We start from the raw sequence: 11,523 nt of genomic DNA on the forward strand, positions 1-11,523 counted from the left end.
GTTGTGGCGAAATCGTCTTTTTCGTTACAAAAGCAATCGTTCGCAACTTGAACAATAGCATAATATTCGTTAAAGTTGAACCACAGGTGGGGCCTGATGGATCATTTTATATTTGTAGGAGATGAACATATGACAACTTGGTATTTTTTAAATTCAGGGAAATGTAGTCCTTCTTTTAATATGGCACTAGATGAAGCATTACTTGATTGGCATAGTGAGGGGTTAATTCCACCAGTAATTCGTTTCTATGAGTGGGAGCCTGCGACATTGTCCATAGGTTATTTTCAACAAGCCAAAAGAGATATTAATTTAGATGCTGTGCGTGAACAAGGCTTAGGGTTTGTGCGACGTCCGACTGGTGGACGAGCTGTCCTACATGAACATGAGCTAACTTATAGTGTCATTGTGACGGAAAGCTATCCAAATATGCCAGAGTCTGTGACAGAGGCATATCGTGTGTTAAGTGAGGGAATCCTGCAAGGCTTCCACAACTTAGGTATGGATGCCTATTTTAGTGTACCTGATACAGAGGAGAAAAGAGCTGACCTGAAGAGTCCGAAAAGTGCTGTTTGCTTTGATGCGCCAAGTTGGTATGAACTTGTCGTAGAAGGAAAAAAAATAGCGGGAAGCGCCCAAACACGTCAAAAAGGTGTCATTTTACAGCATGGCGCTATTTTATTAGATTTGGATCAAGAGAAATTATTATCCGTATTTAATTTCTCCAGTGAAGAAGCGAAGAATCGTATGCGTAGAAAGCTACCGGAAAAGGCTGTTGCCATCAATAGTCTTGTAAAAGAGCCAGTGACAGTTGAGCAATGTGTGACAGCTTTTAGAGATGGCTTTGCAAAATCGTTGCAAATTGAACTAAAACCATTTACACTTTCTGAGGAGCAATTAGAATATGTCCGCGCTTTAGAAGAAAAAAAATATGCTTCAGATGAGTGGAACTTTAAAAAGTAAAAAATGGTATGAAAAAATATTTTTTAACGTTCAATCCTAGTCATAACAAGTAGTTCTGAATCTATTAAAAAAAGCAAGAGTTGAATTAAAAATCTATATATAGTATCTTTTTTAAAGACATATACACAATATGTAGTGTTTAACAACACAAGATATTGTGTATTTATTTTGTAATGAAGAAAACAAGGGAGGCAAAACGATGGTACTCACAAATCATCAACCCGAAGTAAACAATCAATTTGAACAGTTAAACAAAGATATTGAACAATTCCCGCAGGTACACCCCGTAACATCTGATATGCATATTACACACAAAGGTGTATCGAGACTTGTCATGATCGATCGCTATTCGTTTAAAGACACAGAAAAGAAAACATTGAAAGCCGGCGACTTTGTTGTATTAACGGTAAAAGCTGATCCGAAATTTCCTGCACGTGGTTTAGGGACAATTCAAAAATTGGATCTGTCCACAAAAACAGCAGAGATTTTAATTGAAGAGGATTATCGTAGCGCATTAGACGATCCGCAAGAGCAAGAAACGGGAGTGATTACGCGTTCAATTGACGTGTTAGAAAAGCCTCTTGAGATATTTTATGAACAAATTGCAAAACGAAATGCAACAGGCCTTGCTGCTGTTGAAAAAACACCAGAAAAACGCCAGGAGTGGTTTGAGAAATTTTATAACCAATTAGTCTCTTTAAAATTCATCCCTGCTGGGCGAGTGATTTATGGAGCTGGTTCTGAAACAGATGTAACTTTCTTCAACTGTTACGTGATGCCATTTGTCGCTGACTCTCGTGAAGGGATCAGTGATCATCGTAAGCAAGTAATGGAAATTATGAGCCGTGGTGGTGGTGTAGGAACAAATGGTTCAACATTACGTCCACGCAACACATTAGCTCGTGGTGTAAACGGTAAATCATCTGGTTCTGTCTCATGGTTAGATGATATTGCGAAGCTGACTCATCTTGTCGAACAAGGTGGTAGCCGCAGAGGTAAGCATAATCTAGGTGCTTCTGCGTAAACAAACCTCGTGAATTGCTGGGAACTCTTTAACGGAAATATTGTCACTTTAATCGAGGTGGGAAATATGGATGTTTATGATGCGATGCAACCACAAACTTGTATAATATGTGGTTTTACAATAAATCATAATAAACAAGGATGGTTTACGTCTCATTTGAAAAATGAGCATAATTTAACATTAGATAATTATTTAATATCTTATTTTTACCCAATAGAAATGGTGATCTGCCAATATATTTTATGTAATAAAAAGGTTAAACTGAGGCGAGGTATTCCAAATCAATTTTGTAGTAGAAGCTGTCGAGGAAAAGGTGAGCCATTAACTTGTGTAATTTGTGGAAAACTATTCGATGAAAAAAATCGGCAGACTAAAACTTGTAGTAAAGAGTGTGCAAGTAGACTTCGATCACAAAATACAGGTAAGTGGCATAATGACATGCCAAATGAACAAAAAAAGGTTCATTTTAAAAATATCATTTCAAAAACAGCTAAAACTAGAAAAATAAATGGAACGCCTTCATGGAATAGTGGTAAAACAGGAGTTTATAGTAGAGAAACCATTGAAAAGATTCGACAAGCTGCATTAAAGCAAATAGAGAGGGAAACGTTTAGAAAAACTAGTATTGAAAAAGCTTTAGAGAATTTCTTAGTTGAACAATCAATCACCAACAAATATTCCTTTATATTTGAAGGTGCGCAGTTTGATTTCTTACTAGTTGGGACAAATATTCTAATTGAATGTGATGGTGATTTTTGGCACGGGAATCCAAAATTTTATTCCTCTTTTTATGAAGTACAAAAGAGAATAAAAGCTAGGGATATCGAAAAAAATCAAATTGCAGCAGCTAATGGATACACTTTACTCCGTTTTTGGGAAGATGAGATAAAAAATGATTTTGAAAATGTTAAAAAACGCATTATAAATGCACTGCTAGCTACAACGTAATCGGAAACGGTAAACGTGAATGCTTGAAAATAGTAGTGGGATAAAGACAATCAGCAGCCAAGCTCCTTTTAAAGGGGAAGGTTCAACGACCATCGAAAACACGCTAAGTTAGCGGAAGTGAGTAGAGTAGGAGTGAAGCCACTCCGAAGTGCGAGGGCATCTAATAAGATGTAAGATATGGTCTCAACTTCTATGGTGACATAGAGAGTGGGTGTAGCGAACCCGCGTAAGAAATCGGCACAAATGATTATGCTAGCAGATTGGCATCCAGATATTGTGGAGTTTATTATTTCCAAAATGCAAAATCCACGTATTCTGCGTTACCTGATTGAAAATACAACGGATGAAACAATCATCCGTCTAGCCAAAGAAAAATTAAACTTCAAGCCACTTTCTATGCAAGAGGAAGCGATGTATCAAGGCATCGTGAATTATAAAAACATTGAAGGCTTAGGTGGATTTGATACAGCGATCATTCGTGAGGCTGAAAATAAATTACGTGATGGTGGCACGTACACTGTTCATAACCCAGAGTTTTTAACAGGTGCCAACATTTCTGTGACATTAACAAAAGAATTTATGGAAGCAGTTGAAAAAGACGCTGACTTTGAGCTTCGTTTCCCAGCCGTTGAAGAATATACAAAGGAAGAAATGAGCGTTTACAACACGAAATGGCATGAAGTTGGTGATGTTCGTGAATGGGAGAAAATGGGCTATAAAGTCCGCACATACCGTACAATTAAAGCAAAAGAGTTATGGAATTTAATTAATGTATGTGCAACATACTCGGCAGAGCCAGGTATTTTCTTTATCGACAACGCCAACGACATGACAAATGCAAAGGCATATGGTCAAAGTGTTGTAGCGACGAACCCGTGTGGTGGACTTCGCCTCACGTTAAAAATTGCGGGATAAAGCGGGAAGGCTGAGATGCTAATCCGAACCGAAGGCTAATGGTAAAGCTTTAGTCAGGGGCAACGCATACCCGGTGATCCTACTTAGTAGACTATAATCCGGGCACGAGACCGCAACATTACACATTCATTAAAATCCAAAATTGCCTAGTGTAAGAAAGGCTGTGATAGAAATGAATAGAGGTTATGCAGGCTTTTATAAATCATATTATTTAAGAAGTTCATATGAGTATGCATACGCCAAATTTCTAGATTATCATTCCATTTCTTGGGGCTATGAGGATAGAGTATTTAATATAGGATACAAATTTTATAAACCTGATTTTTTCTTTTATAACGATGCCGGCAATCTTGTAAAGATTGTAGAGATTAAGTCTCGCGATTACGAGGCGAAAGAGAAAGCTCTAAAGGACCTAAATGTTATTAAAACAACTTATGGTATTGATTGCGAATTGATTTCCTATGAAGAGTTGCTCGATATGTATAAATTTGTTCCATTTTCACTCACATCAACGATTACAGAATGGATAGAGTCGAATAATACAACAATAAACAAAGCTGTATTTGGTAAATACAACGGACATTTCAATCAAAAACATACTGACCAAACAAAAAGAAAAATCGGTCAGCACACTAAGAAGTTGTGGGAATCCAATAGTCCAGCAAAAGCTAGAATGATTGAAGGTTTAAGAAAATCTGGCTTGGTACAAAAAGGTAAGCAGAAGAAGCCCAGAGAGCAAAGAATTTGCAAAAGTTGTGGGCGTGAATTTGAAGTAATTGTTACTTCATCCAAATTGTTTTGTACTCAAGTGTGCGCTGGAAATTCAAATATAAAAATCGCCACACAAGTTTATGTTGAAAATCGAGCAAGTATACATCAAGAAATCAAACAAACTGTCATACAATGGGCAATCGATCATACTGAAATAATAACGGTAACACCCTTGAATAAAATAAAATCAACGCTTAATCCATTAATTGAGCATATTTATCAAGATTTTGGTGTTAAAGATTTTAGAGTAATTTCAAAAGCAGTCTTTGGTGAAGATAGAGGAAGAAAAGAATTATTAAGGTTTATGAAAAAAGTGTGTAATGAAAATGTATGCTGAACTTGCAGGAATTGAACTGTAAGAACTAAAGGATAAAAAGCCTTTAGGATAACAATTATTGGAACAACCACTTGCACCATATTCTGTGTGTAACTTAGCTGCTGTGAATTTAGCACAGTTTGCGAATAAAGAAAATCAATCTGTTGATTACGAAGCACTACGTGAAACAGTTCGTGTTGGTGTTCGTATGCAGGATAACGTGATTGATGCGACACCGTACTTCTTAGAAGAAAACCGTGTACAAGCTCTTGGTGAGCGTCGTGTTGGTTTAGGCGTTATGGGCTTAGCTGATTTGCTGATTTACTGTGAAAAAGAATATGGTTCAGATGAAGGTAATGCGTTAGTTGATGAAATCTTTAAAACAATCGCTGAAACTGCGTATGAGGCGTCTACAGAGCTTGCGAAAGAGCGTGGTAGCTTCCCATTCTTAGTAGGTGCTACAGACGAAGAAACAGCTCGTTTACGTAAAGCCTTTACAGAGACAGGCTTTATGCAAAAAATGCCTGCTCATATCAAAGAGCAAATTTTAGCGACTGGTATCCGTAACTCACATTTATTAACGGTTGCACCAACAGGGTCCACAGGAACAATGGTAGGGGTAGCAACAGGTCTTGAGCCATACTTCTCCTTCACGTACTATCGTTCTGGTCGTCTAGGTAAATTCATTGAAGTAAAAGCTGAAATTGTCCAAGAATATTTGAACCGTCATCCAGAAGTAAATGAGCAAGAGCTTCCAGAATGGTTCGTTACAGCAATGGAGCTAAAACCAGAAGCGCATGCGGATGTGCAATGTATTATTCAAAAATGGATCGATTCATCTATTTCTAAAACTGTAAACGCACCAAAAGGGTATACAGTACAGCAAGTTGAAAAAGTGTACGAGCGACTATATAAAGGTGGCGCTAAGGGTGGTACGGTTTATGTTGACGGTAGCCGTGATTCACAAGTACTTACACTAAAAGCAGAAGAAAATGATATGGATCAACTTTCATTTGAAGAGGAATTGGTTGAAGAACATACAAAACGTCCAGTCGTATTAGTAGATACGATTCAAGCGTTAGAGTCAACAACTGTTATTGGCTCAGACGTTGGGAATACATGCCCAGTATGCCGTAAAGGCACAGTCGAAGAAATGGGCGGCTGTAATACATGTACAAACTGTGGCGCACAGTTGAAATGCGGTCTATAAAATAAATTTAAAATCAAGTGGTTGTAGATTTGAAATAAAGTCGTACCATTTGAAAAAAGATGTACCATTTCAAATAAAATTATGTAGTTTTTAAAAAAATCGCAACGCCTTTCCCCTTTGGATCATAGTAATCTAAAGGGGTGTTTTTATGTCAAAAAACCAGAAGATGCAGGTTGAAAAATGGATTAAAGAAGGTCGTGGCTCTGGAGTGGGTGCGCATAGCCCTGGTTAAACATTTAGGATGTTTTCATCGTGAGGAATCCTTTACCCGAAGCATTTAATTCACTATGACTAGTATAGATTTTTTACATCAGTTGGATTTTTTAGGCATGAAAAAAACGCCCCATTTGATAAACAGATTTTATTTTTTAATCTGTCTACCTAATGGGGAGCATATCAATTCACAGGTGAGCCTTTGTCTTTGTAATGCTATTCCTTTTAAACTGTCGTTTTACCCTTTATCTGAATTATGGGTTTTGGCATGAAATATAACAAGAAATCGTTCGCTGATCGGAATTAATTGAGATGAGTGATAATTGATTAAATAGCTGTAGTATCCCAAAATATACTTATTACAAAAGCTACTACTACTCCAGCAAAAATCCAACCCATAGCATATTTCTTTAATCTAAAATTATTTAAACTCAACATCAAAAAGCAAAAAGTCATAACAACTTGTATCCAAATTGGTCTATCAAAACTCTCTTTATGCCAAATGAAGGAATAAAGAACACCGATAACCATAATAGACAGCACTGCTAACGCAATTCTATTAAATATGCTAGACTTTTGCAAACCTAAAAACCTCCTTAATATGGCTTTGTATAAAAATACCAATCACCAGTAGCTCTTAATTGTTCATTCATACTAAAACCTGCAACGGAAGCAATTACTCTAACATTATCGTTTCTATTTGCATTGTACTTTGTTCACCAGGCTCTTTGTTTCTCCTTTGTCTGCCGCTGATTACATTTTAGGGTATATGATACCTTTACTACCAATAGCTCTGCTACAAATTTTTGTTTGTTTAGCTACCGCCATGTTATTAGGGTTGCCATTTAATAAGTCTATCCTCTTTATGATCCTTGTACTTCTAATCATCTCGCCACTCTATATTAGTTTTGGATTATTATTTGGGACATTATTTACAGATAAGCAGGTAGGAGGGATATTTGCCATCTTTGTTAATGTCACAACTTGGTTAAGTGGAACATGGTTCGAATTAGATATGATTGGTGGAACATTTCAAGCGATTGCACAGTGTTTACCTTTCATGCACACAGTCAATGCAGCTAGGGCTATCTTACATGCAGAGTATGCTGATGTGTTTTATTCACTTATTGTTGTCATTGGTTATTCAATAATTATGACAATTCTCGCCATCTTTATGTTTAAGCAGAAAATGCAAGGTAGTTCAAAATGAAAAAAGGGCAGCCCCACTAGTTGGACTGCCCTGCAGATTGCTGACAAAGTAACATCTTACAAAAATGACTTTTTATTTTCTGTAATTATGCCATTGTAGGCAGAGTGATAGATAGTATAAATGTCTTCTTCCATTAAAGTCATAGGGCTGCGTGCTAAAATTCGTTTTTGATCTAAAGCGGCTTTAGTTAAACTAGTTAAAGCTTGTTTTGGAATATTGAAGCCTTGTAAAGTAGATGGGATATTCACATCTTTTACAATTTTTTGTAATTCGTTGACACAACAATAAGAGGCTTCTTCTTGTGATAAATAAGCTGTATTAAAACCCATCATTTCATAAATATCTTTCATTCGTTTTTCACAGCTTTGTCGAATATAGCCCATTACATAAGGAAGTAAAACGGCATTAGACTCTCCGTGAGCGACATGAAATTGTCCACCAATCGGATAAGCTAGTGCATGGACTCCTGCAACCCCTGCATTAAAGAATGCTAGTCCCGCAAGATAACTACCATAACTCATTTTTGTACGTGCTTCTTGATTGCTACCATCTGCAACTGCAATACGAATCGATTGACTAATTAACCGAATAGCCTGTATAGCCAATGCATCCGAAACAGGACTTGCATTTTTTGAAATATAGGCCTCTATCGCGTGTGTAAGTGCGTCAATTCCTGTGGCAGCAGTAATTTTAGGTGGAAGTGAAATAGTTAGTGATGGATCTATGATCGCAACATCAGCTAGTAAATAGTCGTGCGTTACTACATCTTTTGTTTTTTCTAATGCTAGCACAGCTATATTCGTTACCTCGGATCCTGTACCAGAAGTTGTAGGAATTAAAATAGTAGGGATGCCTTTGTTATTAATTTTTTTTGTGCCTGTTAGGTTTAAATAATCTTCAACAAGCCCTTCATGAAAAGCGAGTACGCCAGCTATTTTGGATAAATCGAGCGCACTGCCTCCACCAATACCAATAATCATATCAAATTCGTGTTGTCGGGTGAAGGCTACTAATTTTTCAGCCAAAGCTAGGGAAGGTTCAGCTGACACTTCCGAATATAGTTCAACGTCATAATTTGCTTCCACTAATGGCTGAATAGCTTTCGTAGTTAAGCCAATTTCTATTAAAGTAGGATCTGTTACAACTAATATTTTTTTTGCTTGTAAGCGTGTGACTTCCTCTAGTAAATAAGATAATGAATTCCAGCCTGTATAGCTAATAGGTGTGAAAGTAATTTTTGACATCGCAAGATCCTCCTTATGATTGATTCCAAACAATCAGCTTTTTTTCTGTCATTTCTTGGATAGCATATTTAACGCCTTCTTTACCTGTACCACTTTCTTTCACACCACCATAGGGCATTTGATCAACACGATAAGTAGGAATATCGTTAATCATGACACCACCAACCTCCAATGCTTTAGAAGCCATAAAAGCAGTCTGAATATCATTTGTGAAAATCCCAGCCTGTAATCCATATTTCGAATTATTGATTGCTTCTATGCCCTCTTGAATGCTCGTTATTCGATTAACAATCACAATAGGTGCAAACACCTCTTGACAGGATACCTTGAGATGATCAGCTACATTCGTTAAAATAGTAGGCATCAGCATATGGTTATGAAGTTTGCCTCCTGTTGCTAAATTTGCTCCATTTGCTAATGCCTCATTAATCCAATCAAGTGCTCGAATTTCTTCATTGGCATGAATTAATGAAGAAATATCTGTTGTCATTTCTAATGGATCACCTAGTACAAGTGTTTCAGTTTGCGCGATGAATTTAGCAAGAAATTCATCATAAAGTGAATCCATTACATAAACACGCTGAAGAGAAATACAAACCTGCCCTTGGTTAGAGAAGGCACCTACTACACATTTAGCAACAATATCATCTAAATTTACTTTTTTATCAATAATTAAGCCTGCATTAGAACCAAGCTCCAATGCTACTTTTTTCAAACCAGCTCGATTACGAATATCAATTCCTACAGCTGGGCTACCCGTAAAGGTAATCATATTGACTTTGTCACTTTGTATTAGTACATCGCCTACGAGCTTACCGCTCCCCGTAATAACATTGAAAGCACCTTTTGGCAAAGAGGTTTGATCCATTAATTCAGCTAAAAATAAGGCAGATAAAGGAGTTTGCGATGCGGGTTTAAGAATAATGGTATTTCCAGCAGCAATTGCAGGTCCTACCTTATGTGCAATCAAATTTTGTGGAAAATTGAATGGTGTAATAGCAGCCACAACACCGATAGATTGTTCCAGAGTATAACCAAAGCGATTTTTCCCATTTTCTGCAGCATCCATTGGAATCATTTCACCAACTAAGCGTTTGGCTTCCTCAGCAGCAAATTTATATGTTTCAATTGTCCGTTCTACTTCAAGTAAGGCATATTTTATTGGCTTACCTGCTTCTAATGAGATGATTTTTGCTGCTTTTTCTTTATGTTGTAAAAGGAGCGTGATCAATTGTTCCAAGACTTGTGATCGTTCGAAAGCCGTCATATTAGCCACTGTTTTTTTAGTGTCGTAAGCAGCATCAATGGCTCTTAAAACATCCTCTTCTGTAGCTTGAGGAATTTCAGCAATTTCTTTTTTAGAGTAGGGAGCATTTAGAGTGGTATAGCTAGCAGTGGCTTCCCATTGTCCGTTTACATATATATGTTTTTGCATTCCATTAACCTCCTAGAATTATGTTTACGTATTCATTTTGAGTAAAAAGGGTGTTGTGTAAGAGATAGACAGAGAGAAAAATAAAAAAATGTTTACGTATTCATTTTAAAATAAAAAGAAACAAACTATCAAATAGTTTGTTTTGGAACACTAGTTGTGCGCCTATTGAACACTTTAACAGATTTAGTAATACGAACACAACTATTTTTTTTATTTTCAATCATTTCAAACAATTCTTTAATAGCTAAAAAACCTAAATTTTCTTCTAGTATACTGCCTACTGTTGTTAATTGAATTAAACCATGCTTGCTTAAATCGACATTATCAATACCTATAATACTTATATCTTCTGGCACTTTTAGATTCTTATTGATGAAACAATCCAATAAATGAAGGGCAATGGAATCTGTTGCTGCGCAGATACCGGTTGGTTGCTTATCTAGGGAAGTTATATGCTGAAAAATATCTTGAATAGATTGTTTAGATGTATCTGTTGTAAAAATAAAATCATCATTTCTAGCGATGTTATAGTCCTCAAGTGCTTTTACAAAACCTGCATACCGCTCCTTGAAGGTACTACGATTTTGAGGACCACCGATCCAAGAGATAGCTGTATGACCAAGTTCAAGGAGATGTTGCGCAGATAGATACCCAGCGTAAAAATTGTCAATTTCAACAAAAAATTCATTATTTTTATGTTTACGATTATACGTAATAAAAGGTATATTGAGTTGCTTTAGTTTAAAAAATATTGGATCGTCTAGAAAAATACATGAGAGAATAACTCCATCTACCTTGTTTTCAAAAATAGATGTATAGGCTTCTTGTAATCGGTCATCACTCACATATTGGACATGTACGCGATAGCCCATTTCATTTGCATAATTCACGATAGCTGTTGTTGTGTCAACAAAAAATGGGTTATGGATAGGGCCAGATAAAAGGGCAATGGTTCTCGTTTTATTTTGCACAAGAGAGCGGGCATTAGCATTTGGGATATAATTTAATTCCTCAATAGCACGCATCACTTTATCTACTGTAGGCTTTTTAACTAGTTCGGGTGTATTGAGTACACGTGAAACAGTTGTTTGTGATACGCCTGCCTTCTTTGCTACATCTTTAGATGACACCATAATAATTCCTCCTTCTTCTAAATTTTAATATAGTCCAATTAGAATAAATATACAACAGTCGCCTTATTATTGGGGATTACTAAAAAATATAAGAGGAGTATGACATAGAAATTAGAATGATGATTAATGAAATTAAAAAATAGA

General features: G+C 36.5%; 8 protein-coding genes and 3 pseudogenes. 7 read left to right on the plus strand and 4 right to left on the minus strand.

Going from position 1 to position 11,523, the window contains the following annotated elements; all coding sequences use genetic code 11:
• The first annotated feature begins 129 nt into the window (after positions 1–129).
• The 6 genes and pseudogenes from CD31_RS07265 to CD31_RS07290 all read left to right on the plus strand — a co-directional run.
• Complete coding sequence (locus CD31_RS07265; protein ID WP_009370193.1) at positions 130–960, plus strand: lipoate--protein ligase family protein; 831 nt, start codon at positions 130–132, stop codon at positions 958–960.
• A gap of 199 nt (positions 961–1,159) precedes the next feature.
• Positions 1,160–1,957 (plus strand): annotated as a pseudogene (locus tag CD31_RS07270) (ribonucleotide reductase N-terminal alpha domain-containing protein); the annotation flags it as partial.
• A 93-nt stretch (positions 1,958–2,050) separates the two neighbouring features.
• Positions 2,051–2,932: an endonuclease domain-containing protein gene (locus CD31_RS07275; RefSeq protein ID WP_036076530.1), complete on the plus strand. Its 882-nt coding sequence runs from the start codon at positions 2,051–2,053 to the stop codon at positions 2,930–2,932.
• A gap of 207 nt (positions 2,933–3,139) precedes the next feature.
• A pseudogene (locus CD31_RS07280) lies at positions 3,140–3,814 on the plus strand (response regulator SirA); the annotation flags it as partial.
• A gap of 205 nt (positions 3,815–4,019) precedes the next feature.
• Positions 4,020–4,955 carry a PDDEXK family nuclease gene (locus CD31_RS07285; protein ID WP_036076534.1) on the plus strand — a complete coding sequence of 312 codons (936 nt, stop codon included), beginning with the start codon at positions 4,020–4,022 and terminating at the stop codon, positions 4,953–4,955.
• A gap of 61 nt (positions 4,956–5,016) precedes the next feature.
• A pseudogene (locus CD31_RS07290) lies at positions 5,017–6,144 on the plus strand (hypothetical protein); the annotation flags it as partial.
• 540 nt (positions 6,145–6,684) lie between these two features.
• On the opposite strand, the gene CD31_RS23295 reads toward CD31_RS07290, so the two are convergent.
• Entirely contained in the window at positions 6,685–6,939 is a 255-nt protein-coding gene (locus tag CD31_RS23295; RefSeq protein WP_088364082.1) for a hypothetical protein, read from the minus strand.
• A 130-nt stretch (positions 6,940–7,069) separates the two neighbouring features.
• Between CD31_RS23295 and CD31_RS07295 the strand changes: the two genes are divergently transcribed.
• Positions 7,070–7,567: an ABC transporter permease gene (locus CD31_RS07295; protein WP_280522777.1), complete on the plus strand. Its 498-nt coding sequence runs from the start codon at positions 7,070–7,072 to the stop codon at positions 7,565–7,567.
• Between the two features lie 56 nt (positions 7,568–7,623).
• Here CD31_RS07295 and CD31_RS07300 read toward each other — a convergent pair whose 3' ends face one another.
• From CD31_RS07300 to CD31_RS07310, 3 genes are all read right to left on the minus strand, one after another.
• Positions 7,624–8,811, minus strand: a complete 1,188-nt coding sequence (locus tag CD31_RS07300; RefSeq protein ID WP_036076536.1) for an iron-containing alcohol dehydrogenase — start codon at positions 8,809–8,811, stop codon at positions 7,624–7,626.
• Between the two features lie 13 nt (positions 8,812–8,824).
• Positions 8,825–10,246 (minus strand): aldehyde dehydrogenase family protein, encoded by a 1,422-nt coding sequence (locus CD31_RS07305; RefSeq protein ID WP_036076538.1) that lies wholly within the window; start codon positions 10,244–10,246, stop codon positions 8,825–8,827.
• A 128-nt stretch (positions 10,247–10,374) separates the two neighbouring features.
• On the minus strand, positions 10,375–11,379 hold the full coding sequence (locus CD31_RS07310; protein ID WP_036076540.1) for a LacI family DNA-binding transcriptional regulator: 1,005 nt from the start codon (positions 11,377–11,379) through the stop codon (positions 10,375–10,377).
• Positions 11,380–11,523 lie beyond the last annotated feature (144 nt).

The sequence above is a fragment of the Lysinibacillus boronitolerans JCM 21713 = 10a = NBRC 103108 genome, from assembly GCF_000772935.1.
GTDB classification, from domain to species: Bacteria; Bacillota; Bacilli; order Bacillales_A; family Planococcaceae; genus Lysinibacillus; species Lysinibacillus boronitolerans.